21 protein-coding genes and 2 pseudogenes are annotated in these 25945 nt (G+C 48.8%); 16 read left to right on the top strand and 7 right to left on the bottom strand.

Translation table 11 applies throughout. From position 1 onward, the window contains the following. The first annotated feature begins 63 nt into the window (after nt 1-63). Both ET33_RS08455 and ET33_RS08450 read left to right on the top strand, forming a co-directional pair. The gene (locus tag ET33_RS08455) at nt 64-645 is read left to right on the top strand and encodes a TetR/AcrR family transcriptional regulator (RefSeq protein WP_036679283.1); all 582 of its coding nucleotides are present in this window, start codon (nt 64-66) and stop codon (nt 643-645) included. 195 nt (nt 646-840) lie between these two features. Continuing rightward, entirely contained in the window at nt 841-1881 is a 1041-nt protein-coding gene (locus tag ET33_RS08450; RefSeq protein WP_036679280.1) for an NADH:flavin oxidoreductase, read from the top strand. 86 nt (nt 1882-1967) lie between these two features. On the opposite strand, the gene ET33_RS08445 is transcribed toward ET33_RS08450, so the two are convergent. Continuing rightward, a complete protein-coding gene (locus tag ET33_RS08445; protein ID WP_036679277.1) occupies nt 1968-2528 on the bottom strand; it encodes a helix-turn-helix domain-containing protein in 561 nt (186 codons plus the stop codon). A gap of 217 nt (nt 2529-2745) precedes the next feature. Here ET33_RS08445 and tdh point away from each other — a divergent pair, with 217 nt between their 5' ends. Both tdh and ET33_RS08435 read left to right on the top strand, forming a co-directional pair. Further along, on the top strand, nt 2746-3852 hold the full coding sequence (gene tdh / locus ET33_RS08440; protein WP_036679274.1) for an L-threonine 3-dehydrogenase: 1107 nt from the start codon (nt 2746-2748) through the stop codon (nt 3850-3852). Further along, nucleotides 3824-5002 carry a glycine C-acetyltransferase gene (locus tag ET33_RS08435; RefSeq protein WP_036679272.1) on the top strand — a complete coding sequence of 393 codons (1179 nt, stop codon included), beginning with the start codon at nt 3824-3826 and terminating at the stop codon, nt 5000-5002. The genes tdh and ET33_RS08435 overlap by 29 nt, the downstream gene beginning before the upstream one ends. Before the next feature lie 71 nt (nt 5003-5073). On the opposite strand, the gene ET33_RS08430 is transcribed toward ET33_RS08435, so the two are convergent. Both ET33_RS08430 and ET33_RS08425 read right to left on the bottom strand, forming a co-directional pair. Beyond that, the gene (locus ET33_RS08430) at nt 5074-6111 is read right to left on the bottom strand and encodes a glycosyl hydrolase family 18 protein (RefSeq protein ID WP_051775188.1); all 1038 of its coding nucleotides are present in this window, start codon (nt 6109-6111) and stop codon (nt 5074-5076) included. A gap of 330 nt (nt 6112-6441) precedes the next feature. Then, nucleotides 6442-7269 (bottom strand): alkaline phosphatase family protein, encoded by an 828-nt coding sequence (locus tag ET33_RS08425; protein WP_036679269.1) that lies wholly within the window; start codon nt 7267-7269, stop codon nt 6442-6444. A 115-nt stretch (nt 7270-7384) separates the two neighbouring features. On the opposite strand from ET33_RS08425, the gene ET33_RS08420 reads away from it, so the two are divergent. Both ET33_RS08420 and ET33_RS08415 read left to right on the top strand, forming a co-directional pair. After that, entirely contained in the window at nt 7385-8029 is a 645-nt protein-coding gene (locus ET33_RS08420) for an SMI1/KNR4 family protein (protein WP_051775187.1), read from the top strand. A gap of 106 nt (nt 8030-8135) precedes the next feature. Beyond that, the gene (locus tag ET33_RS08415) at nt 8136-8324 is read left to right on the top strand and encodes a hypothetical protein (protein WP_036679266.1); all 189 of its coding nucleotides are present in this window, start codon (nt 8136-8138) and stop codon (nt 8322-8324) included. Nucleotides 8325-8450: 126 nt separating this feature from the next. Here ET33_RS08415 and ET33_RS08410 read toward each other — a convergent pair. The 3 genes and pseudogenes from ET33_RS08410 to pdxR form a co-directional block, all read right to left on the bottom strand. Beyond that, nucleotides 8451-9139, bottom strand: a pseudogene (locus ET33_RS08410) (M24 family metallopeptidase). Further along, entirely contained in the window at nt 9136-9888 is a 753-nt protein-coding gene (locus tag ET33_RS08405) for an HAD-IIB family hydrolase (RefSeq protein ID WP_036679263.1), read from the bottom strand. Before ET33_RS08405 ends, ET33_RS08410 begins: the two are co-directional and overlap by 4 nt. A gap of 98 nt (nt 9889-9986) precedes the next feature. Beyond that, entirely contained in the window at nt 9987-11390 is a 1404-nt protein-coding gene (gene pdxR, locus ET33_RS08400; RefSeq protein ID WP_036679259.1) for a MocR-like pyridoxine biosynthesis transcription factor PdxR, read from the bottom strand. Nucleotides 11391-11582: 192 nt separating this feature from the next. Between pdxR and ET33_RS08395 the strand changes: the two genes are divergently transcribed. The 6 genes from ET33_RS08395 (at nt 11583) to ET33_RS08370 (ending at nt 22295) form a co-directional block, all read left to right on the top strand. After that, nucleotides 11583-13544: an NADPH-dependent 2,4-dienoyl-CoA reductase gene (locus ET33_RS08395; protein WP_036679254.1), complete on the top strand. Its 1962-nt coding sequence runs from the start codon at nt 11583-11585 to the stop codon at nt 13542-13544. Between the two features lie 18 nt (nt 13545-13562). Next, complete coding sequence (locus tag ET33_RS08390) at nt 13563-15218, top strand: AMP-binding protein (RefSeq protein ID WP_036679250.1); 1656 nt, start codon at nt 13563-13565, stop codon at nt 15216-15218. A 389-nt stretch (nt 15219-15607) separates the two neighbouring features. After that, nucleotides 15608-17920, top strand: coding sequence for a M4 family metallopeptidase (locus tag ET33_RS08385; protein ID WP_036679247.1), 2313 nt, complete (start codon nt 15608-15610; stop codon nt 17918-17920). Nucleotides 17921-19556: 1636 nt separating this feature from the next. Beyond that, the gene (locus ET33_RS38885) at nt 19557-20753 is read left to right on the top strand and encodes a sensor histidine kinase (protein WP_161783532.1); all 1197 of its coding nucleotides are present in this window, start codon (nt 19557-19559) and stop codon (nt 20751-20753) included. Between the two features lie 172 nt (nt 20754-20925). Further along, nucleotides 20926-21228: a hypothetical protein gene (locus ET33_RS08375; protein WP_036679240.1), complete on the top strand. Its 303-nt coding sequence runs from the start codon at nt 20926-20928 to the stop codon at nt 21226-21228. Between the two features lie 86 nt (nt 21229-21314). Continuing rightward, complete coding sequence (locus ET33_RS08370; protein ID WP_036679237.1) at nt 21315-22295, top strand: hypothetical protein; 981 nt, start codon at nt 21315-21317, stop codon at nt 22293-22295. Nucleotides 22296-22329: 34 nt separating this feature from the next. Here ET33_RS08370 and ET33_RS08365 read toward each other — a convergent pair whose 3' ends face one another. After that, entirely contained in the window at nt 22330-22749 is a 420-nt protein-coding gene (locus ET33_RS08365; RefSeq protein WP_036679883.1) for a GNAT family N-acetyltransferase, read from the bottom strand. Between the two features lie 383 nt (nt 22750-23132). Here ET33_RS08365 and ET33_RS08360 point away from each other — a divergent pair, with 383 nt between their 5' ends. From ET33_RS08360 to ET33_RS39685, 4 genes and pseudogenes are all read left to right on the top strand, one after another. After that, on the top strand, nt 23133-23861 hold the full coding sequence (locus ET33_RS08360; protein ID WP_036679234.1) for an ATP-grasp domain-containing protein: 729 nt from the start codon (nt 23133-23135) through the stop codon (nt 23859-23861). A gap of 46 nt (nt 23862-23907) precedes the next feature. Further along, entirely contained in the window at nt 23908-24144 is a 237-nt protein-coding gene (locus ET33_RS08355; RefSeq protein ID WP_235206666.1) for a DUF4177 domain-containing protein, read from the top strand. Between the two features lie 183 nt (nt 24145-24327). Beyond that, nucleotides 24328-25248, top strand: a complete 921-nt coding sequence (locus ET33_RS08350) for a DUF7638 domain-containing protein (RefSeq protein ID WP_036679231.1) — start codon at nt 24328-24330, stop codon at nt 25246-25248. Between the two features lie 10 nt (nt 25249-25258). Beyond that, a pseudogene (locus ET33_RS39685) lies at nt 25259-25402 on the top strand (SAM-dependent methyltransferase); the annotation flags it as partial. Between the last annotated feature and the right edge of the window lie 543 nt (nt 25403-25945).

Genomic DNA, 25945 nt, shown 5'->3' with positions numbered 1-25945 from the left:
TTGCTAAAGGCGCACCGGCGAACGGTTGTTGACTTCGCGGTCAAGAATTGATATCATGGCCCTATGAGCAGACCTAGAGAATTTGATGTCGATCGTGCACTGTACCAGTCCATGGAAATGTTCTGGATGAAAGGCTTTAAGTCGACTTCCTTTGAGGATTTGACCCGTACGACGCGGGTTAAGAAGCAAAGTTTGTATTGCGTATTTGAAGATAAGCGGGCCTTGTTTTTAAAGGCGTTGGCGCTGTATCGCGAACAGAGTATATCCGTGCTGGAAGAACTGGCCTCCCAGGAAGTATCCCCGTTGAAAAAGCTGGAGGCCATAAGCGATGCTGCGCTATGTCGAGGCAATGAGACCATTCGTAGAGGATGTCTCGTGGTAAATTCCGTGCTGGAATTCGGAACCGACGACGAAGAAGTAACCCGCGAAATCGAGATGATGTTCGCCAAAGTCGAACAAATACTGGAGAAGATCATCCGTAGCGGTCAGGAACAGCAGCTCATTACGACCCGCCATACCAGCAAAGAGCTTGCCGCTTACCTGAATAACGCTTTTCTCGGCGCGAAAATCATGGAGAGATCAGGTGCTTCCCGGGAGCAGATCGATGCGGTCTTGCGTACGTCCTTTGCGATGCTCGAACCTTGATCTTTTTTTTGCGAAGTTTTTGACCGCGTAGTCAATAAAGTGTCGGTGAGATTAAAGGAGGTGGTTCCCTGGGAATATCTAAGTACATGAGTAAAATCCGAATTCAAGATACTGTTTGTAACTTTTTTTCGTCGATGCCAACATATAGAATGATTAACATAATTCAATCAAATATAATTTAATTTGGAGGTTGTTATGAGTTATTCTCAATCTGTTCAAGCCTTGTTTGAACCGTTCGCAACCGGAAAAATGACTCTGCCTAATCGTATCGTGATGGCGCCGATGACCCGGCAATTTTCTCCGGACGGTGTGCCAGGTTCGGAGGTAGCCGCCTATTACCGCCGCAGGGCCGAAAACGGTGTTGGTCTTATCGTGACGGAAGGCACGGTGATCAACCATGCGGATTCGTCCAATTCCGCCAACGTACCGCATTTCTATGGCGAAGCTGCATTAAACGGTTGGGCAAACGTAGTGAAAGAGGTACACGAGGCGGGCGGACGGATTATACCGCAGATTTGGCATATGGGAGCACGAGGCCATGTAGGCGATTATTCGGAATCGGAAATCGCCGCAATCGTCCAAGGCTTCGCACAGGCGGCATTCGAAGCCAAGCGGCTTGGCTTCGACGGCATCGAGCTCCACGGTGCGCATGGATATTTGATCGATCAATTCTTCTGGGAGAAAACCAATACGCGAACCGACAGCTATGGCGGCGACATGGTTGCGCGCACCCGTTTTGCAGTGGAGGTTATCGAAGCTTGCCGCCGCGCGGTCGGACCGGAATTCCCTATCGTGTTTCGTTTCTCGCAATGGAAGGCGAGTGACTACACAGCGAAATTGGCTGAAACGCCGGAGCTACTGGAACAGTTCCTGGCGCCCTTGGTCGACGCGGGCGTCGATATTTTCCACTGCTCAACGCGCCGTTTCTGGGAGCCGGAGTTCGAAGGCTCCGATCTGAATCTTGCCGGATGGACCAAGAAGTTGACAGGGAAACCGACGATTACGGTCGGATCGGTTGGTCTGGACGGCGATTTTATGAGCCTCTTTACCGAAGGAAAGGGAGCCAATAACGCGAAGATCGACGGGTTAATCGAGAGGCTGGAACGTCAAGAATTTGATCTGGTAGCCATAGGTCGGGCGTTATTGGTAGACCCTGCTTGGGCAAACAAGATCCGCGACGGCCGAACAGCCGAATTGGTCCCCTTTACGACGGAGGCAGTGAAAACACTTTATTAAGTAGCAGGGGTCCCTGCCAAAGCGTAGTAAAAACGGCAATCCGAAGGAGGCGCTGCTTCCTGGATTGCCGTTTTCATTGCTGCGGATCAGGAAGGGTAAAGGATGATGTTATGGTACATCGTCTTCTGATCCGTTTTATTCGTATAGATATGGCTTTGGTCCGCCGTAAACCGAAGCGCGTCCCCCACCTTCAGTGTATACGTCTTTTGCTGGATCGTGATGTCCAGCTCCCCTTGCATTATCAAAATGTACTCTTCGATCCCCTCGTTATGAGGCTCCGAAATGTGAGTGCAGTTCGCTTCCATTTCTACCGTATAAATTTCAAAGCGCTTCTGCTGGTCGAACGGAACGAGCGGGAACGCCCGGTACCGGCCCTCCTCCTCCACAAAAGGCTCCAAATTCTCAAAACGGAAATGCGTGACTTTGGCCGGTTCTTCTTCGATCAGAGACGTAAACGAGATGCGCAGCCCGTTCACGATTTTCCACAGAATCGAGATCGTCGGGTTCGAATCGCCGCGTTCGATTTGTCCGAGCATCGCTTTGCTGACCCCTGTCAGCTCCGCTACCTGGTCGAGGCTCAGCGAGCGGGCTTTGCGGATGGCTTGAAGGCTTTTGCCGATTTTCTTATGAATTTGTTCGTGCTCCATGATATCCTCCCATGCTGCTTTACTCTCTCCATTATAAACGAACGGCGGTCGCGCACAACGTTTCTGTTGGGACTTGCCGGCGGGAAGAAAAATTTTTTTTCCAAGGTGACGTTTTAACCTATGTACAATATCACGTACATATGTATAATATAGTGTAAGTACACCATAGCGCACAATGGTTTATTATATTATACAACATCCGGCGGAGGGATGCACGATGGGAACAACGATGATAGGGCTTGTGAAGGAAAAGCGGGCGTTCGGCGCAGTATTGAAGGAGGTTCCCGTTCCGGAATGCGGTCCCGATGAAGTGCTGGTCCGGGTGAAAACGACTTCAATCTGCGGCACGGATTTACATATTTACCAATGGGACGCCTGGGCGGAGCAAACGGTCGTTACGCCTAACGTATTCGGCCATGAATTTGCCGGTGTCGTAGAAGCTGTCGGCAGCCGGGTCACGAACGTGAAGCTCGGGGACCGCATCTCGGCGGAAGGGCATATCGTCTGCGGCGTCTGCAAGGCCTGCCGGACTGGCAACGCGCACGTCTGCCCGAACACGAAAAGCTTTGGCATCACCGCACCGGGCTGCTTCGCCGACTACGCGGTCGTCAAAGCGACCAATGTGATTCACAACGATCCGCAGCTGCCTTTCGAGCTCGCTTGCTTGCAGGACCCTCTGGGCAACGCGGTACAGACGGTGCTTTCTGGCGACATCGTCGGCAAGTCGGTGGCTGTCATCGGCACCGGACCGATCGGCTTGATGGCGGTAGCGGTGGCCAAAGCATGCGGAGCGGGCATGGTGATGGCGGTGGACGTAAACGCTTACCGCTTGGGACTGGCCCGCACGATGGGAGCGGACGTGACGATCAACAGCAAGGAGACGTCCATGGTACAGGCGATTATGGAGCATACTGGCGGGGAAGGGGCGGAAGTGGTGCTGGAAATGTCCGGCCACCCGGACGCGATCCGCGGTGGATTCGAAGCGGCGGCTCCGGCAGCCCGCGTTTCGCTGCTGGGCATTCCGACCCGGGAGGTTTCGCTTGACCTGTCACGGCATATTATTTTTAAGGGCATTCGCGTGGAAGGCATTACCGGACGGCGCATGTACCAGACCTGGTACCAGCTTAAGGGCTTGCTTGACCGGACTCGAATCGATCTGAAGCCGCTCATTACGCACACTTTTACACTGGATCAGTACGAGGAAGCTTTTGCGCTTGCGGCTTCCGGTCAATGCGGCAAAATCGTATTTCACCACGACACGGATACACAAACAACCAATAAGGGGGAGCTAATTCATGGCCAATTGGAACTCACTGCGGGATGAATTGGAGCAAGCGAAGCAGGAGGGACGGTATCGTCCGCTTACAGTCTGGGAGAGCCGCTCGGGCACTTGGATGACGCTGAACGGCCGCCGGCTGCTTCAGATGTCTTCGAACAACTATCTGGGGCTCACCGATCACCCGGAGCTGAAGGAAGCGGCCATTCGGGCCATCGAGCAGTACGGCGTCGGCAGCGGCTCGGTGCGTACCATTACGGGCACGCTCGACATTCACGATCGGCTGGAGCAGGAGCTGGCTCGGTTTAAGGGGACGGAAGCGGCGCTTGTGTTCCAATCCGGTTTTACGACAAATCAGGGCGTGCTCTCGTCCATTCTCGGTCCCGACGACGTCGTCATCAGCGATGAGCTGAACCATGCAAGCATCATCGACGGCATCCGTCTGACGAAGGCGCACCGGAAAATATTCGCGCACAAAGATATGGACCAACTGGAAGCCGTGCTCAAGGAAAGCGCAGGGTTTAAAAAGCGCGTCGTCGTGACGGACGGAGTGTTCAGTATGGACGGCGACATTGCCCCGCTCCCGAACATTGTGGAGCTGGCGGAGAAATACGACGCCTTCGTTTACGTCGACGACGCTCATGCGAGCGGCGTGCTCGGCAAGAACGGCAAAGGCTCGACCGACCACTTCGGGCTGCACGGACGGGTGCATATCCAAGTGGGTACGCTGTCCAAAGCGGTCGGCGCGGTTGGAGGCTACGTCGCGTGCGAGCAGGTATTGAAGGATTATCTGATTCATAAAGCGCGTCCGTTTCTGTTCAGCACGTCGCAGACGCCTGCGGTGGCTGCTACCTGCCTCGCAGCGATTCAAGTGCTTAAGCAAAGCGACGAGCTGATTACGAAGCTGTGGGCGAATGCCTCGTATTTCCGCTCGAAGGTGCAGGAGCTCGGATTCGATACGGGCGGGAGCGAGACGCCGATCGTCCCGGTCATCGTGGGCGACCCGGCGAAGACGATGCGCTTCTCCGACCTTCTGCTGGAGGAAGGCATCTTCGCGCAAGGTATCGTCTACCCGACTGTTGCAATGGACAAAGGCCGGGTGCGGTTTATTGTGACCGCCGGGCATACGCAGGAGGATCTTGATTTTGCGTTGAGCGCGCTGGAGCGTGCAGGAAAACAATTAGGATTGCTGGGATAAAAGGGAAAGAGCAAGCGGCCGTCTCTCGTGGAGAGAAGCGGCCGCTTGTTGTTACTTGCAATTTTGCTATTCTATTTCAGTCCTGCCGAGACGGCATCCCAGAATCTTTGATCTTCCATGCCCATAGCGTATACCGATACGCCGGCAAGCCAGTAGGTCTTGGTATATTGCGTTTTTTGCTTGATCGATGCCTCATCTTCATACCAAACGACATGCTTCGATCCGTCCGTATCTGTGTAGTTGAAAACCATCGATCCCGTAACGGCATCCCGTATCGGGGTTGCTTTGGTGGAAGCAATCAGCTGGGGCATATCCTTCCATTCGATTAATCGATTGCTTTTGTTCGAAGGATCAGACAAGTTCCAGTCATTGCCGTACGCCGGAAGCCCCATAAGCACCTTCTCTGAAGGAACATACGTGATCGCGAAGTGGAGAGCGGCTTCGATCCACGGATTGCTCGCGACCGCCCCCGGATCGCTCCACACACCATGCTCGTCGTAGGTCATCACTTGAATGACGTCGGTGGCCTTGCCCAGCTCCTCAAAATCAAAAGCCCCCGTCCACGAATCCGACGGATCGTCCTCCGATTTGGCGGGAACCGAGACCATGGTCAGAAATCCGTTCGCCTTCATTTTGCCGGCCACCTCTTGAACGAATTTCGTCATCGCCGCGCGATCCTCCGGCAAAACTGCCTCGAAGTCGATGTTAATCCCTTTGTATTTATTCTTTTTCACCAGGTTGAGCATGTTTTTGATCAGGTTGCTTTTGGCTGTCGGGTTCGTCAGGACATTGTGCGCGATACTGCTGTCCCAATCGTGATCGCGGTAATTGGATACCAAGGCGTAAGGCAGCACCTTCACCGAATTGGCGTAGTTCACAGCTTGCGTCGGCACCTTGCCGACGATATTTCCGTTAATATCGGTATTAAACGTATCTGTGGAAATTTGATTCATGTAGCTGTGAAACTTAGGAAAAGCTTCGGTAGAATCCTCCGTATAATAACCGAGAACCGTTGGCGCTGCCGCATAAGATGTTGTCACGCTGACGGAGAGCGCGGATGCTAATAAAGCGGTTACGACAAAAGCCTTCAGCGCCTTTTTATAATTCATATTATTTTCCTCCTCCAATGTTGTGCTTGCGGTTCAAATGTTGGGCATACGGGTTGCTACAAATTTATGCAGATCACCTCCTGTCAAGGCATATTTCGACCGCACCCGACAAATAGTTTATATTTTCACAAAAACGACACATCAGAGCATCGATCGAATATCTATAGTAGAATTTCATAGAGAGAACGGGCTTTATTCATTGCGGGTATTTTGGAGGGAATGGGGTTACATACAACTGGCGATTTTACGTGGAATTGATGTGGATTTCCTTGTGATTGAGGTCCCCAAGCCAAGGGCGAACAAGCCTTGGGGATCCTTCAAAACGACATTTCAGTGACATGATTCCGCGAAAAGTCCTTCCGGAAGCTTCGCTTCCCAAGATGCGGGAGCTTCGATGCCAAGCGCTCGGACGACGACGGCCGCCGTGTCGGTGATCGTCATCGTGCCCTGAAGCGAAGCGCCTTGCCGGATGCCCGGACCGACGCAGCCCCAAAAGATCGTCTTGTCCATCGGGTGATCGCTGCCGTGGTCCCGCGGGTCGGCTCCGCCGCCGCCATGATCGGACACGAGGATCAGCAGGCTGTCGTCCAGAAGACCCGTTTGCTCGATCGCATCGAGGATAAATCCCGTATGTTCATCCGCTTCTTCGATCGCCCGCAGCTGCTCGGGCGTATTGTACCCGTGCCGGTGACCGGCCGCGTCCGGTAAATCCAACTGAACGTACATCAGCTTCAGTTCGGGGTGCTCCCGGATATAAGCGGCTGCGGCCAGCGACAGGTCGCGGTCCTTCATCGATACTTTATGGACGCCGATGGACGGTTCGATTATGCCGTCGTTGATCGGGGACCACGCGCTGAATGCGGCCAGCAGGGCGTCGGGATATGCCTCGCGCACAACCCGAAAGATCGAAGGAAACGGCGAATCGTCCGGGTACGTATGGCTGCTTGCGGCTTCGTTGGTCAACCCGTGCTTGTCCGGCGCGACGCCATGTAGAAGCGATCCCCAGCATTGCGCGCTGATCGTCGGCGTCGCCGTCTGGGCTTGGAAGTCGAATGTCCCCATCCGGACGAGCCGGTCCAAATTCGGCGTATTCGCGGACGCTACAAAATTGCCTGCTCCGTCCCAGCCGATAATAATGACACGAGCGATAGGTTTCATGGATGAGCTCTCCCCTTTCGTTACGTTTATCATAATCCTCGCTAGGGGAAAAAGTCAAACAAAATACAACAAAACACAATTAAACACACATTCCCTATAGAAAAGAGGAACTCCTTTGAAAAACAATGTCTCTATCGCTGCAGCATGGACTTCATTCGTTGATGCCATGAATCAAAAAGCCGGCCGTTTCGACTGTTATTTAAACGGCCCAGCCTTGCCGGAAGATATCGCTGACATCGAGCGTCAAATGGGAATGGAGCTGCCTTCGGAACTGAAACAGCTGTACATGCTGAATAATGGACAGAATCATCAGTATGGCGTCGTTTACGCTTTGGATTTTTTGTCGGTCGAGGAAATGTACCGCAGATGGAACGAGTGGAAGGAGCTTATCGAGTCGGAAGGGGCCGAAGGCTTGCGGGAGCTCGGAGAGTTTTGCCAATCGCACCCGGCCGGAGTCATTCGGCCCGTCTATGCGGACACCGGATGGATTCCCGTATTTTATGACGGGGCGGGCAATGCCATCGGCTTCGACATGAACCCCGGCCCGGACGGAGCCCCTGGACAGATCATCAATTTCGGACGAGACGAAGACGACAAATATGTGCTTGCTTCCAGCCTTAGCGAGTTTATTGACATGCTCGTCGGCCAGGTGGACAACCTTGAAGTGGAAATCGACGAGGAAGACGAGGACGATGTATTCTTTTCTCTTGATAGTCATGCCATCGACGTGTTTAAAAAATTAGCCCGTGGGAAGTTGTGAATCGGATAATCATTATATTCCAAAGAAGGAATTTAAAGGAATAACGTCGAAGGATGTTTAAAGAAGGGAAAAGCAACGCAATGTTGTAGAAGAAAGGAGGAATGGCTTGGCACGGCATCGCCGTTTGATTGGGGGAGAAATCAAAAAAATAACCCCCGTTGGAAGGGGGGCTAGGGTGTTGAGAAAGAGGTTTTTCACTGAAATAGAGATAAAAAACGGAGGTGGGGTATCTACTGGAGGAGCGATAGCGTTCGCCTTTGTCTGCGGGAAATATCCGCTGCTAAGCGGCTTCTAATAAAAATTTCCTGCAGACAACAGCGACCGGAAGTAGATACCCCACCCCCTCGTACAACTCTATTACCTATTTGACCGCTATCTCAACCTCGTTCGAGGGGGGCTGATTTTTAGATGTTCTTGCATTTTATTCGACGGTCAACAACTGTTCCGTGAAACCGCCGATTTCAAGCTCGCGGTCAACAAATGGATCTCCAAGATCCAATCCCGCGGACGGCCGTTCTGATCCGGGTCTCTCATGGGAACGTGATTGTCGGGATGAATGTAGTTCTCGACTTCTTCGCCCTGGATCTGCTCGTGAGGGAATTCGCCGATGAGATGTCCCGCGTGCGTGCCTCCGAATTCCCAGCCGTATTTTGCCGCAAGCCCGCTTACAAAAGCAAACAGCTCGCTGCCGGTAATCTGGGGCTGGGATTGGAAGAAGGCTTTCCCTTCCTCCCATGCCAGAGCGATGTCGCTCTGCAGCTTTAATTTGATCGGGTCGTCGCCCAGCACGTAGGTGCGGCCGAAATCGGCCTCCCAATCTTCGAAGATTGGGCCAAAGTCGATAAACAGGATATCTTCCTCGGAAACGGTCAAATCCGGGGGATTTTCCCGGTAAGGGTACAGCGTATTTCTGCCGGCCCGTACAATGCGTTTGTGCCAATATTTTTTGATGCCGAACATTTGGAACGCCAGCTCGTAAATGTCACGGTTGATTTGCTTTTCGGTTACGCCGCTGCGCAGCAGGCCGTTTTCTTCGATCGCTTTGAACAGCTCGGCCGCTTTCGTCTCGGCCTCCCGCAGCGATAAGTGTCGTTGGGTCATATCGTTCATGCGCTAAGCTCCTTCAGCTTGGATATAATATTTTGTTCCACCCGGTCATCCACTGGAATTTGCTCTTTGGCGATACGAAGCAGAGGCGCGAATTCCCCGATGACGACGGAATGGAGGGCCTTTTCGAACAGCGGGAGATCGTTCATATCATTGCCCAGGCAAATAAACGACTCCAGCCCAAGACCTGTTTGCTCCAGGCCTCTCATTTTGTTGACGTTGCTTGAAGTAATATCTAAGATGCCTTCCGCCGAATGATAATGAATCGTCACATCCAACCGGGAAAGGATGTCGGCCAATTGTTTAAACCTGTCGCACGCCAACACGACAATTTTAACGAAAGCTTCGATCCGGGTCACGTCCACGCATTCCGCAAGCTTGTTCTGGTCCAGACTCATGAGCAGAGGATGAGGCCGATGCGACTTTAAAGCGTAGTTCAGCTTGTCGTCAATCAGATATTCGGCCTGGAATTCATCCAGAATGGCTACGATTTCGCGGGCCAGTTCGGCGGGAATAGCATTCAAGTAGAGAGGCTGTCCCCGGTAGTGAGCCATCGCTCCGTTCGCTCCGATGAGAAGGTGGTCGTGAAACCGCTCGTCCAGAACGGGCAGCATATCGCGGTAAGGCCGCGCGGAAGCGAAGCCGATAAAATGGCCGGCTTCCTGTAATTCCAGCAAACAGTCCAGAATGTTCTTGGAAATGGGCTGCCCTTTAAAGCAGATCGTCCCGTCCATGTCGAAAATAAAGTTCACCTGTCATTCACCTCGCTAGCAGTACTACTACCAATCATAATGAATTCGGATGACAGCGAAAGGGACAGAATCACGAAAATCGGTGGGACAAGCCAATTTCAAGCGGGGCCGAACCAAGCTTCGGTCAACCGCCGGATGCCCATACGAATCTCATGGCAGCTCAAGGCTCCATAACCAAGCAGTATGGTAGGATACTTGCTTGCAGGATGAAGCCAGTATCTGGATGTCCCGTAAACCTTGACGCCTTTTTCCAACGCTGACGCAATGAGCTCCGATTCAGATTTCGTTGTTTTCACGGTTAGGATAGCGTGCAGCCCGGTATCTTTTCCCTCGACCTCCACAAAGTACGACTCGTACCGGGATATGGCTTCGAATAGAGCTTCCCGTTTCTCTTCATAATGCTTCCGCATCTTGAGCAAATGCTTATGCCAATAACCGTCGGCTATATACTGGGCCAAGGTCAGCTGATCGAGCCGCGAAACAGGCTGGTCGTATTCCCTTACTTTCAAGCGAAATAAAGGCAGCATCGCCTTGGGAAGCACCAGATAGCTTAGATTGGCGACTGGCAGCAAAGTTTTGGAAATGCTTCCGATGTACATGATCTTCTCGGGGGCCAGACTTTGAATGGACGGCAAATAACGATCGTCATACCTGAACTCCCATTCGTAGTCATCCTCGATGATATATTTAACCGAACCCGCACCTGCGCGTGAACGGACCCAATGAATCAACTGCTGCCGTTTGTCTTGAGACATCGCCAGCTTGTTTCGGAATTGCTGGGAAGGACTCACATACACCACATTCGCCCTACTCTTCTCAAGCTCTTCGATCGAAATACCGTCTTCGGCCAGCGGAATCGCACGGACTTGAAAGCCATGGTTGATCAACGTATTTCTTGCCCCGTCGTAGCCGGGGTTTTCGACGCCGATGACATTCCGATTCTTGTCCAGAAGCTGACTTAACAGGGATAAGAGCTGCTGAGGCGTAGAGCCGATAATAATCTGCCCGGGCCCGGACACCACGCCTCTGGATTCATACAACAGCCGTGACAGCTCGTTCCTTAACAGGTACTCGCCTTGGGAATGTCCTTCCACTTCATACTTGCTTTGATAATGAGCGATCAGCGTGTTGCGCGCTTTGTTCCATGGATGGAACGGAAAAGCGGACAGCTCGATATTCCCGTATCGAAAATCGATTTGGATATCTTTGTTCAAGGCGTCGCTTGAAGCCGATCCCGGATCAGGAACGAGCGTTTCGGCTTGATGCACAACCTGATAGCCTTTTTTGGGAATGGTGTGGAGGTAGCCCTCCGAGACGAGAAGCTGATACGCGGTTTCAACCGTATTTTTGCTGACTTTCAGCGTACGGGCGCAGCTTCGAATGGAAGGGAGAAATGAGCCATACGACAACTGCCCCTGTCGGATTCCATCTTTGAAATAACCGTAAATTTGAAAAAACAAAGGCGCTTGATTCGGCAAAAGTTCTAAAGAAAGCTCACGCATCGGACACCCTCAACCTCAACAAAATCGTATGAATTAATGCTGTTTAGTTATAAATAGACATAAATAAATCTAATTATACGCAGGTTGAATCCGGGATGTAAACCTGACCTTCGAAGCGGATGTTATAAATGGAAAGCCCTGCATATAAATGATGAATATAGCAGGTCCTATGAAACGAAAGGGAGAGAGACAATGAAGCTGGATCACTTGTTTCAGCCGATACGTTTGGGCCGATTGGAGCTTCCCAACCGTGTCCTTATGGGCTCTATGCATACCGGGCTGGAGGGGGAAGAAGCGGGCAGTCAAGCCTTGATTGATTTCTATAAGGAAAGAGCCGGTCAGGACAGTCCGGGCCTGATCGTGACAGGCGGCATTTCCGTCTCGCCCGAAGGGGACGGCGGTCATAACTTCATGGGATTTTACAGCGATGAGCATTGCAAGCATATGGAAAGCCTGACGGCTCAAGTGCATGCGGCCGGAGGGCGGATCGCGGCCCAATTGTTTCACGCGGGGCGGTACGCCTACTCGGATCTGACGGGCATCCTCGCCGTAGCGCCTTCCGCCATCCGTTCGCCGATCCATCGTCACACGCCAAGGGAGCTTACCAACGAGGAAATCGAGGAGCTGATCGCCCGTTATGCGGTCAGCGCGAAGAAGGCGGCGGACCTCGGGTTCGATGCCGTCGAGATTATGGGGTCGGAAGGGTATCTGATCAATCAATTCCTTTCCCCGGCGACCAATAAGCGCACCGATGCATGGGGCGGCTCGTTCGAGCATCGGACAAGGTTTGCGCTGCGCATCGCTCAGGCCGTTCGCGAAGCGGTCGGACCCGGCTATCCGGTCATTTTCCGGCTGTCCGGCGCCGATCTGGTCCCGGACAGCACGACGGAGGAAGAAACGCTGCAATTCGCCCGCATGGTGGCGGACGCGGGAGTGGACGCGATTAACGTCGGAATCGGCTGGCACGAATCCCAGGTGCCGACCATCTCCATGATGGTGCCCCGGGCCGGATATATTCACATCGCGGAATCGATCAAACGGGCGGTGAACGTTCCGGTGATCGGCAGCAACCGGATTAACGATCCCCGGCTGGCCGACGAGCTGCTGCAGCGTGGAGCCTGCGATCTGGTATCGATGGCGCGTCCGTTCCTGGCGGACCCCGATCTGCTGCGCAAAGCCCGCGATGGGCAATTCGACCGGATCAATACTTGTATTGCTTGCAATCAGGCATGTCTCGATCAAGTGTTCGAAGGCCGGCCGGCCTCATGCCTGGTCAATCCGCGGGTGGGCCGGGAGTCGAAGTGGAAGCCCTTCAGGGTGCAGCGTCCCCGCCACATCGCGGTCATTGGCGGTGGAGCCGCCGGGATGGAAGCGGCGCGGGCATTGGCCGAGATTGGCGAGCGCGTCGTGCTGTACGAAAAAGAAGACCGGCTGGGCGGGCAGTTGAATCTGGCGAGGCGGATTCCCGGCAAACAGGAGTTTGCCGAGACGCTGCGCTATTATCAGCACGAGTTGCACCGCTTAGGCGTAGATATCCGCTTAAACTATAGTCCGATGCCGGAGGAAATCGCCGCTCTTGCTCCGGATCTGGTCGTGCTGGCCAGCGGCATCAAGCCGCGAATCCCGGAGCTGCCGGGAATCTCGCTTCCTCACGTATTGACGTATCAGCAAGTGCTCCGGGGGGAGGCAGAGGTTGGAAAACGGGTTGTGATCATCGGAGCGGGAGGGATCGGCTGCGATCTGGCGCATTACTTATCCGAGCAGGCGGAGCGCGAGATTTATCTGCTTCGCAGAAAAGGCAAGCCCGGCGAAACACTAGGCAAAACGACCCGTTGGGCGCTTCTTTCGCATCTGCGGCAGAAGAAGGTTCAATTTGTGACCGACTTAAGCTACGAGCGCATTGACGAAGACGGAGTTGTCATACAGCTGCAGACGGAGAGTGGTTCGGAAACGAAAAAAATTCCCGCCGACACCGTCATTCTTGCCGCCGGACAACTATCCGAAGCGTGGGATTACCAGCTCGTGCAGCGGGCGGGCATTCCTGTCGTCAAAATCGGCGGGGCCCGGTTCCCGGGAGAGCTGGATGCCAAGCGAGCCATCTATGAAGGTGCATGTGTTGCTTACGAGGAAGGCAGGCTTGCGAAGACCGAATAACGATATGGAGGGGTAAGCATGGAAAAAGCATGGTACAAGGTGTGGCCCGAAGATGTTCCGCGGCATTTCATCTTTGAAGACAAGGTCCTGGAAAACTATGTGGAGGAACATGCGACAACAAATCCCGACGATACGGCGGTTTACTTCTATGGCAAGACGATCACGTACGGCGAGCTGGCAGAGATGTACATGCAGCTCGCCGCCCAACTGCATGCAAGAGGCGTGGGCAAGGGCGACACCGTCGCCCTCTATATGGAGAATAGCCCGCAGTTTATTATGGCGTTTCTGGCCGTCCAGCGTCTGGGCGCGATAGCGGTGCCCATGAATCCGATGTTCAAGCGGGCGGAGCTGAGCCATCTGCTGGGAGACGCCGAGCCTAAGGCTATCTTCATTCAGGAAAATTTGCTGGAGCATTTGTGTCCGATTTTGCCGGAGTTTCCCGGGCTGCGGATCATCTCGACGGCGCTGACGGATTTTGCCCCGGATTATCCGGAGCTTCCGATGTCGTTCGGTCCTGTGGAGAGAACGATAAGCAGGCTTCCGGGAGAGGAGCGTATTCTGGAGTTGATCCATTACGACGATCCAATTCCTCCGGCCAATGCGTGCCTGGACGATACCGCCGTGCTGCAATACACTTCGGGAACGACAGGCATGCCCAAAGGCGCGGAGCTCACGCACCGCAATATTGTGGCTAACGCGTTCTCGTTCAGGGACGGGGTACGAACGAAGCCGCGCGACCGCCATCTGGCGGCGATGCCTTTGTTTCATGTTATCGGACTGGTCAATTGCATGGGATCGCCGCTCTGCAATGGAGGTACGATGATGCTGTTCCACCGTTTTGTGCCGGACGTTATTTTGGAAGCGATTCACAAGCTGCAAATCCAGCATTGGGTAAGCACGGCTACGATGAATATCGCGGTCATTAACCACCCGAACGCGGCGAACTACGATTTGTCTTCCCTCTCAGGCTGCCTGTCGGGGGGCGCTCCGGTGCCGAAGCCGATCTTTGAGCGCTTCTACGAAGTCACCCGCACCCGGCTGCTGGAAGGCTATGGGCTGAGCGAGACAACGGCCCAGATTACGATGAATTTTATGGAAAACGCGAGGGTCGGCTCAGCGGGCATCCCGCTGATGGATGCGGATGTTCGCGTCGTTGCCATAGACGATCCGACCGTGGAGGTTCCGCTCGGGCAGCAGGGAGAGCTCGCTTTCAAAGGACCGATGGTCATGAAGGGCTATTGGAAAAATCCGGAGGCTACGGCGGCCGCGTTTGTCGACGGATGGTTTTTAAGCGGGGATTTAGGACACATGGACGAGGACGGCTACGTCCATATTTCCGGCCGGAAAAAAGAACTGATCAAATCGTCGGGCTTCTCCGTCTTCCCTAACGAGGTGGAGAGTATCATGCACAAGCATACCGCGATTAAAGAAGTGTGCGTCGTTGGCGTAGCCCACGATTACCGGGGCGAGGAAGTGAAGGCGTATATCGTGCTCAAGGACGAAGCGGTCGGAAAAGTGACGGAGCAGGATATCGTCGAGTGGGCCAAAGTGCATATGGCCGTATACAAATATCCGCGCAAAGTCGAGTTTTTAAGCGAGCTGCCCAAGACCGGATCGGGCAAATTGCTGCGCAGGGTGCTGTACGAACGGGCGAATCAGATTCAAAAGACGTAGGCGGATGGATAGAGCGGTTTTGTAGTGTGCTGCAGAGGTCTTTTTGTTACGAGATCGTACCGGAGCAAGCTGCCATCGAGACCTCTGCGACAGACTTAACTTTATAAAAAATTGACCAAAGGATAATTGACACCAATGGAAGATTACAGTATTCTAAAAAAAGGAAAGCGGTTCCAAAATAGGCTAACGCGTGCAGACACCCAGGGGTGAGCCCGTTTTCGCTATGGTGAACAGCTATCCTTTTTTTGTTGTTTTCCGGTGCGGACATCTTGTTGTACTCGCATAGAAGCTTTTGTCTGCCATAAAACCATGTAAGGAGGGATGAGTACTTATAGATTGATCGATTGCAGGCTGGAAGTAAAATCGAACGATGGGAGATGAGTTTGTTTATGAAAAAAATGTTTACCGTCATTGCCCTGGGAGCCATGATGACGACGGCTGCCTTGCCGGCAGGGGCAGCACCGAACGCATCGAACGATTCCGAAGGCGGGCTTGTGCAAACGGCCGCACCGCGATTTATCGGGGAAACGTGGATCGCCCCTCAAGGCATGTCGAACGAAGATAAGGTCTGGGGATATTTGGACTCCAAGAAAGGCGTTCTCGGACTGACCGGGGATACGAAGCAAAGCATTCGAATTACGCAGCAGGTGACCGATGCCGAGACTGGAACGCGACACGTCCGGCTGAAGCAGTATATCCAGGGAATTCCCGTATTCGGCGGGGATCAAACGCTGCATTTTGACAAGCAGGGCAATGTTACGTCGTACATCGGAAGCACCGTCCCCGATTCGGGGCAGCAATCCTTGGTCCCTCTGACGCCCAAAATTAGTGCGGAGAAGGCAATTGCGATCGCCAATCAAGACACCGAGAAGCTGATCGGCAAGCTGGGCAGCCAGCAGAGGGAGCAATCCGCTGAGCTGAATATTTATCCGTACAACGGGCAAAACCTTCTCGTTTACATGACCGAAGTCAACGTGCTTGAGCCTTCCCCGCAACGCGTGCGTTACTTCATTAACGCGGACAACGGAACTATCGTCAACAAGTTCGGCATGCTCGATGAAGCTACCGGTACGGGCGTGGGTGTGCTTGGCGATACGAAGACCTTTACGACAACGGCAAGCGGGTCACAGTATCTGCTTCAGGACAACACGCGTGGAAAAGGCATTATTACGTATTCTGCGAATTATAGCCAGTCGCTTCCGGGCACGCTGCTGACGGATTCGGACAACGTATGGACTGACCCGGCAGCGGTTGACGCGCATGCTTATGCCGAGGTCGTCTACGACTATTACAAAAACAAGTTTAGCCGGGATAGTCTGGATGGCAACGGGCTCGCGATCAAGTCCAGCGTTCACTACGGCCGGAACTATAACAACGCGTTCTGGAACGGCGTACAGATTGCCTACGGCGATGGGGACGGCAACTTGTTCCGCGCCTTCTCCGGGGATCTGGACGTCATCGGCCACGAATTGACCCATGGCGTGACCGAACATACGGCCGGGCTAATTTACCAAGGCGAATCGGGCGCGCTCAACGAGTCGATATCGGATATTTTCGGCAATGCGATTAAAGGGAAAAACTGGTTGATCGGTGCCGACATCTACACGCCGAATATACCGGGTGACGCTTTGCGGTCGATGGAAAATCCGGAGCTGTACAATCAGCCGGACCATTACAGCAAGCTGTATCGGGGCTCTGACGATAACGGAGGTGTGCATACTAACAGCGGCATTAATAACAAAGCGTATTATTTGCTGGCGCAAGGCGGCACGCATTACGGGGTGACGGTCAAAGGAATCGGTCGCAGCGATGCGGAAAAAATTATGTATAAAACGCTTACATTATATTTGACGCCGTCCTCCAATTTTGCAGCCATTCGCGCGGCGGCGATTCAAGCGGCTACCGATCTGTTCGGGGCGAACTCCACGCAGGCCAACTCCGTGAAAGCCGCTTACGGCGCTGTAGGCGTAGGCAGTCCCCCGGCGCAAGATACACAGCCGCCGACGGCGCCGACCGGCCTGACTTCGACGGGCAAAACGCAATCGAGCGTAACCCTGTCATGGAACGCCTCCACGGACAACGTAGGCGTGACGGGCTACGATGTGTATAACGGTTCTGCCTTGGCCGTATCCGTTACGGGAACGACGGCCACCGTGAACGGATTGGCGGCTGGAACGGCCTACACGTTCACGGTTAAAGCGAAGGATGCCGCCGGTAACGTATCGGCCGCGAGCAATCCGGTCACGGTCACGACGTCTACATCCTCCGACCCGGATACGCAGCCGCCGACCGCACCGACCGGGCTGACTTCGACCGGCAAAACCTCGACGAGCGTATCCTTGTCATGGAATGCCTCTACGGACAATATCGGCGTTACCGGGTACGATGTGTACAATGGCTCTGTTTTAGCCGCATCGGTTGCAGGAACCACAGCCACGGTAAGCGGACTGACCGCCGGAACGGCCTACACCTTCACGGTCAAAGCGAAGGATGCCGCCGGCAACGTATCGGCCGCAAGCGACCCGGTCACGGTTACGACAGATACGGCATCGACGGTGCAGCCATGGGCGCCATACGTAGCGTATAAGATCAATGATCTCGTATCCTATGGCGGCAAAACGTATAAAGCGCTTCAAGCCCATACCTCGCTGCCGGGCTGGGAGCCAGCGCTCGTACCGGCGCTGTGGAGCTTGGTGGAATAAGCGCCTGGAGTTAAGTGATAAGGGGCCGCACCTGTTAGCAGGTGCGGTCTTTTTTTTGGTAGTAGGTTAGAGTAAATCGTATTTTATAGTGAAATTGCTAAGTTCCCGCATCTTTGAAGGCAGGGACTTTTTATATATTTCAAATTTATGTAATTAAATAAAGAGAGCTTATACTAGCCGGAACCGGATATACAATCTCTTATTAATTTGGTAATATAATACTTGGAATTAATACCATTTACCGTAAGGTTTTATTAAGCTATTCAATCTAGTAGTTATAGGTTGGTTGAAGATTTTATTAACGGCATATGTTTCTACGGAAGATAACGGTAAATCGTTTATTAGATGGTTTACATTTTGGGGCAAATCGACGTTCTTTAACTTATGGACGACATAGTGTAACTGTGAAGTTATCTGGACGGTTTTCATGGTGTACATCCCTTCTGAGCATATTTTACTAGAAGTAGTATATCAAGGAAATTTCACAAAAGTAAGTATTTAGGGAGTTGTTATGCAAAATAAAATAGTAGTCTTGTTGTTTTTAGTGATTTTTGCGGGGATTCAAATTTGGTGCTCTTCTACCATATTTAAATTCATTTTTATTGGAATTGACCTTGAACTAAACCAACAAAATGAGTGGGTTATTGCAGCGATATCCAAGGAAGGCGCTGCTAATAATCTTGACATAAAAATTGGAGATATCATCAAACAAGTAGATGAAGAAGCATCTAATGTAAATCTTATAATTTCTAGATGGGGATCAGTGGAGCAAGCCCAAAAATTAATTATTTTTCGCGATGGGCTTGAGCACGAAGTTCTAATTGATAACCCAAACGACATGACCTATGATATTGTTCCCTTACTTGAGGAAGGCTTATGTTTGTTTATGGCTGGATTGTTGTTTGTAAAGATGCGATATTCTAAATCGGCTCAGTTTCTAGCCGTTGTCTTTCTTACATGTGCAATCATTTACATGAGCTTGGGAGCTTCTGTACGAGGAGATATTGTAGGAAAGTTTCTAATGAGTGAATTTATGATTTTACTGCCACTTGTTTTTTTTCATTTTCTAGTTGTTTTTTTTAGGGAAAAAGGAAATATACGGTTACCTGCATGGATTCTGAACTACTGGTACTCGATCTTTATTATATGGACCGCAATAAATGCCTTACATTTCTATCCGCCACTGACGTTCACCATTTATAAATATACAGGTGCCTTTACTTTGTTATGTTTTATTGCGGGCTTCATGTTCAATATCGGCATCCTGATAGTATTGTATTTCAAAGTACGCAGAGAAAAATCTTATTTATCAAGTATTGTTAAAAGTGTTTTATTCTCCTTATTTATTTCGTTTTTACCGGTCATCTGTTTCTCGTTCATCCCTGAATTGATTGCCTCCTATCGAATAATAGATGCCGTCTATACAAGCTGGTTCATTTTATACTTCCCGATCTCATTCGCTTACTTAATTGCCTCGAATCAACTGTACGATATCGGTCTGGTGCTTCGGCGCTTTGGTTTTGCCTGTCTGCTTGCCCTTGTACCATCGGGGGTATTTACGGCAATCTTCGCATTCCTATTTCAGAATTTAGCCGATGAAAAGCAGACTTTGTTTGTTTTTGCAGGCTCAGTCGCCATGATTTCCTTCGTTCTGTATTCGGTTGAATATTTTACAACAAGACTTGAAGCGTTTTTATTTCCGAGAAAGTTCAGACTGCGTACCGCCTTGAAGAAAATTTCCAAAAATCTTGGGGTCATCTCAAGCTTCCGCGAGCTGAAGGATATTGTACTCGTGGACATTGTTCAGACGCTCGAAGTAATGGGCGGAGCCATTGTGTTTCAGTACGATCATGATACCGAGATCATCGCAGAAGGGGACATCGATGCGGACGAGATTAAGCAACTGCTCCAAACGTCGGCTTTATCCGAGCACCCGCTGTACACCTGTATCGAGATTCACAGGCATGAACAATATACCAGCTATTTGGTCATCACGCGGAATAAAGCGAATACCTTGCTCGGCAAAGAAGAGATTCAATGGCTGCATTTGATTACCTCGTACTTGGAAGTGAGCTTGGAGAATGTTCACCTGATACGCAAGCTGACTGCAAGGATGCAGCTTCTTGCGTCGCAGCTTCCGAACGAGCAATCGGCGCAGGATATTCAGTGGTTCCGCAAAGTCATGTTCGAATTGCAGGAAGAGGAGCGGCTGCGGATTGCGGCCGATCTCCACGATACGACGATGCAGGATTTGTTTTTTCTCAAACGGAGATTTATTTCCTTGCTGGACAAATACGCGATGAACAAAGAAGATAAAGAGCATCTGAACAATATCGTCAATTTCGTAGAGATGATCAACAACAGTCTGCGCCAGAGCTGCTTCGAATTGAACCCGTTTTTGTTGAAGGAAATCGGGCTGATCGAAACGGTAAGGTCGTACTTAGATAAGGAAGCGTATCACGCGCCGTTCGTGCTCAAGTTCAAGGAGGAAAGGGCCTCCGCCATTGAAGCGAAGGATTTGACGACGAAGAAGCATATTTTTCGCGTCATTCAGGAGCTGCTTAACAACGCGAAAAAGCATTCACACGCTTCCAAGGTCACGTTTACGATGACGGTCGCGGATCATGCTTTTGTATTAACTTATGAGGATGACGGTGTCGGATTCAAAAGTACGGAAGCGCGTCGCATGGAGATTGGATCTTCCGGGATGGGCGTAGAGCAGATGAAAGGCCGCGTCCTTCATCTGAACGGGCAACTGGAGCTCGATTCACGCGAGGGCGCTGGGACGAAGCTTGTCGTAACGATCCCAATTCGGGAGACGATGTCCTTGTGAGCCGAATACACGTGTCCTTTAGAGAAGAGGGGTGAAAGCCCCTCTTTGCTATTAAGACGCTAAATCGTGAGTTATAGACTTCAAATCGTCTTTCGCAAACGTTTTTTGTTCGTATATAATTTACATTAAACAGCGGCGGAATGCGGGCTTCCGGAACTCGAGGGGGTCGACGATGAACAAAGCCCAAGATGAACTACAAAAAGCTTTGAAATATTTGGACTTTGGCAGGTTAGAAAAAGGAGAACAGTGCCTGACGCAGGCGATTGAAGCCGCGGATTCTGCCGGAGACAGCACTACTTATCTTCGTGCGGCAGTTTGTTACGGCGATTTGCTGTGGCAAACGGAAAAATACGAAGCGGCTCAAAGTTGGCTTCAACTTGCCCTGGATCGGTATGTTTCTTTGCATTTGGATACTGACGTGCTGGATATGGAAGTGAGCCGTGCTCAGAATTTATTGGAACAGATGGCAGAATAGAATTTGCCTATTGTAACTTGGAGAGTACGCTGGTCCGTGGCGAGTTTTCTCGGACGGTTTAGAAGGATAGAGGTGCTGCCAATCAGATGAAAAAATTCACGAAGCTAAATGACTTTATGAAGTATGGCGGTTTTATTGAAATACCTGAAAATCAAAACATGACCTTGAACGAGCTAATGCTTACCTGCCAAGTAAGTAGCAAAAGCGAAGAAGGTATCCGATTAGATTTTGAATTTCAACAATGTGATTTGACCCTGATCTATAAAAAAAATCATTACTACGGATCACTTCTTGATTTTAAACGATTTACCAGAATCCATGACAGAGACAAGATCTTAAAAGGCAGTGAAATCAATTTTTATCGCAATTTCCAGGACTATGCAAAGGAGCGGAAACTGGACATCAGTACAAGCACACAAACTAAAAACAGCGTCAGAGTTGTGCTTTGCAACGGATTGCGGTTGACCTTTCATTACTCAAAGATACATGATGATTTTCTAATTTGGGAGATTACGAATAGATTTGGAAACAAAAGATTGGTTAATCTTGTGACTTCCCAGACATCCGTCCTTACGATGGAAAGCATGAATTTCTCCCTGATCCAATATTTGAAGTACAGCGGATTTTTTAACCTTCCAGGTAAAGAAACCATCGGTTTCAACGACTTGTTAATGAAATGTTGCTTAAACGAAAGCCACAGTGGAATATCTGGCACCATCTTGGGGTTTAGATTTAAGAACTGGCTTTTGGAAATTTTCTACGATGATCATAAGGCGCTTATAGGAGAAAATGTGAAGTTCCTAGGTTACCACAATTATCGTGGCAAGGACGAAATCATACAGGCAGCGGAAATTCATTTTTGGGAAAATTTCAAAGATTACTCTGAGCAAAACGGATTGCAAATTATAGAAACATGTACGAACGAGGATACCCTCATTGCTTTTTTACACACGGGTTCTAATTTGCATTTTGATTATAAAGAGAAGTATGGTGACTATTTAGTCAGTGTTATTGAAGGCGAGGGGACCAGATTTAGAGAGGCTTATCGACGCATTTATAATAATTGAATAGACAATTCTTTATTTGAAGAGGCGGCTAATTTTAGCCGCCTACTACCAAGAACATCCCGGTCATGCCGGGCGAATGGTTTTTAAATCCGAATTTTTCGTAAAATTCATTTTTTCCATGTGAAGCGAATAGACCAACAAAACCGGCTCCAGAACAATTAACATTTATAAAATTCAGCAGTTTCTCAATAATTTGCTTACCTACTCCCATATTCTGATACTCGGGTAATACAGCTATGTCTTGTATATAATAGTACATTGCTCCATCGCCAACAATCCGTCCCATACCGATTACGTTTCCGTCGCTTATTGCAACTAGACAATATACTGAATTAGCAATGGATTGCTCGGTCATCTCTATATTGACTTTTCCCCAACCAACCGCCTCCCATAAAGTTTTATGTTCCAGAACAGTGGGGGGACGTTCGATGATTTCGTATAGTTTACTTGACATGTTTAACCACCTATCTTTAGAGTTGGTGGTCGCTTGCATATGACAACCACCATGTATTACTTGAGTTTTCCGATTGTGAACTCCATGTTTTTCACGCCCCTTCCATACTCCAAGTATATTTCTTATGCTTGAGTTAAACAACGCTGCAGGAAACGAGATTAGGACACAGACTTCTGAATTAATATGTCTTGGGTTCTATCTTCTGTTTTTTTCTACCTTTTTCGACTTCTGTCTTATGAAAGATGTGGTATAATTTTACTATTGAAACAACTCGAAAACCAAGACTAATTACAGGTGGTCACAGATACTTGAAAATTTCAATCATTCGCTGCGCATATGCTAGAAGGTAAAAATTATTGATGAAGATAAAGTAGGTGCTTTTAATGAAGATATATATAAGAAAAAATTTTGACAACGAAATTGCAAGCCACAATTTTTATGCAGCCTACGACGGATTTAAACAAATGGGATTTGAAATTAATTATTTCAAAAATATAGAAGAATTATCTGATAGTAAAAAAGAAGATATAGTTGTTAGCTATGTTGACGATGTTAGAAAAGTACTTTTTAAACATAATATCATTACACCTGAAATTGACTATCCAGAGGAATTAAAGGGTTACCTAGGCAGAAAGGTTTGGAATTCGAAGCTAAGCATAATCGCAAACACCCCTGAGAATTGGAATATATTTATAAAGCCAGTAGAGGATAAAAAATTTACAGGGGTAGTAGTTAGAAGTACTAAGGATTTAATTGGCTGTGGTACATATGGTGAAGATCCAGAGATATTATGTTCGGAAGTTGTGAATTTTGTAGCGGAATGGAGATGCTTTGTTAGATATGGAAGGATTTTAGACATTCGAAGATATAGAGGCGACTGGAGAGTACAATACGATCATAAAGTTGTTGAAGATGTTGTCATGGAATACAAAACTGCTCCTAAAGGATATGCAGTAGATTTTGGATTAACAGATAAAGGACAAACACTATTGATAGAAGTTAATGACGGATATTCATTAGGGTACTATGGATTATTTTCGCTGGATTATGCAAAGTTACTATCGGCTAGATGGGCTGAGCTGACCAATACGATAGATGAGTGTGATTTCTAAACTAACGGAAACTCATACTTGAGAGGCAGCAAGGAAGAATTTTGTGATGGGTAATATTCAGATAAAAGAAAGGAATAATGGAGCTATGGAACGGTGGGAATATAGAACTCTTAAGTTCTTCACTAAAGGTTTCTTTACTGGAGGAACATTAGATATAAAAGAATTTGACAACGAACTTAACGCAATGGGATCAAATGGATGGGAACTTGTATCTTGCTTTGATACAAACCAACATCAAGGATCTTCAAAGGAAGTCATTTGTGTATTCAAAAGAAAGAAATAGACCGTAGAAGGCCAATTTTATTGGAGCCGCGTTAAGGGAGTATTTTTAAGTTGGACATAACAGATAAATTTATTCGCGCTGTACTAATACTTATATTGCTCATTATTCTAGTAGCAATCTCGATTTTGTATTAATTTCTAGGTTCTGATAAAAATATTGTTTTATTGGACGGTGATCATTCCAATGCAAAAAATTAGTCGACAAAGAAGAATAGAGGGTACTCGTATCCCGGGTATTATTAAAAATATGCAATATCACTATATAAATCTTGATGTATATGAAGATGGGATGATTAATTGTTGGGAGTTAGTTGATTTAAAAGGGCTCAAAGAAAAAATAGAAATCAATTGGCTTGTTCCAAATGTCCCGAATGGAGAGATTCTATCGATATTTGGGTTAGGAGCATATAAAGTTAGATCAGCAAGTTGGAATTATGACAAAAAAAGTTATTATATGCAGATAAAGAATACAATAGAAAAGCTAAATCCTAAAATGAGTAATATTTACACGATTTCAAAACATGAAAACGAATTATTGAAAAAGAGGAAAGTTACATACTCACCCGAAGCAAAAGATTTTTATGTGAAAAGTGAAATGTTTTATCAAACAATTGATGGTAAAGGGTTCACAATCTTTATGAAGCATAAGGACATCAGTTATTTGGTAAATTTAGTGGTTTACAAAGATGGACGAGTGACTTGTTATAATTCAAGTTTTGAATTTAATTATGATTTATCTGAATTAGAACCATTGTTTAGAAATGGAACTTTCTTTACAGATTTCAATACTCCAACTGAAATTGTTTTGGATAATTTTGCGAAAGTAACGCTTGAAAAGGGGCTTTATGCAACGGAACAAGAAGAAAAGTATAAGGAACTAATAGATCTATACTCTGAACTGAATGACAAGAAAACGTCATTAGAAAAATGTAGAGAAGCCTATTATAGATATCTAGAATATCCTTCTGACTATTCTAGGGAGAAACTTAAGGAACTGTACGAGCTTATTCCGGAGCATGAAAGAAGATACTTGGGCGATATGGATAGTAAAGATTCAGATTATGTAAGAATCATTTATCGTCCTGAAGATAAAAGAGAGGTGTAGACTGAACGAACTTTTGAAACGTACTCCAATTATTCCCAACTTTGGACAAATCGAATTTGACTTTCAAATACTTTAACAATTTATTGCGGAAAATCAAACTGAAAAAGGAATTAAAACCAACTCGGAACGTTTTATGATCATTGCCAGGTTATAAGGATTGGACACATAACAGTTTATAAAAAGCCATTCCTATCGTTTGGGCAATAGGAAGGAGCGTCTTTAGTTAACCTTAGTTCGGCAGTATTCCGGACTAAGGTTATTTTAGTTTCCACTGTATCCGATGTGTGTGTGAATTTACATAAAATAGAACATGAATATGTCCGATATATATTAAGTTCAACGCCTGGTAAAATGGGGCGGAAGTCTTGCCGCACTGGGCTAGTCAGCGCCATCCTGCTACTTGCAGAGGAATGTGGGGGATGATTCGTGATAATAACACAAGCAATCGTTCTATTATTATTATCAATAGGATTTATCGTTTTCCCTAAATATATGAAGTACTATAGAACTGATGAGCTTTTCTTGCCGGTTCCGGAGCCCCCATATTTTATAATTATTGTTAGAAGAGTAGTTGGTTTTGTACTTCTTTTCATCAGTCTATTATTATTTATTGGTTTTTTTCTAAGTTAATATGAAATGTACGCCAGTCCTGATTCTTCCGATGAATCTAAAACGACTCTACTTAGAACACTTTAGT

This window comes from Paenibacillus tyrphae (genome assembly GCF_000722545.1).
GTDB lineage: Bacteria > Bacillota > Bacilli > Paenibacillales > NBRC-103111 > Paenibacillus_G > Paenibacillus_G tyrfis.
This window is presented reverse-complemented; position numbering and strand designations above follow the sequence as displayed.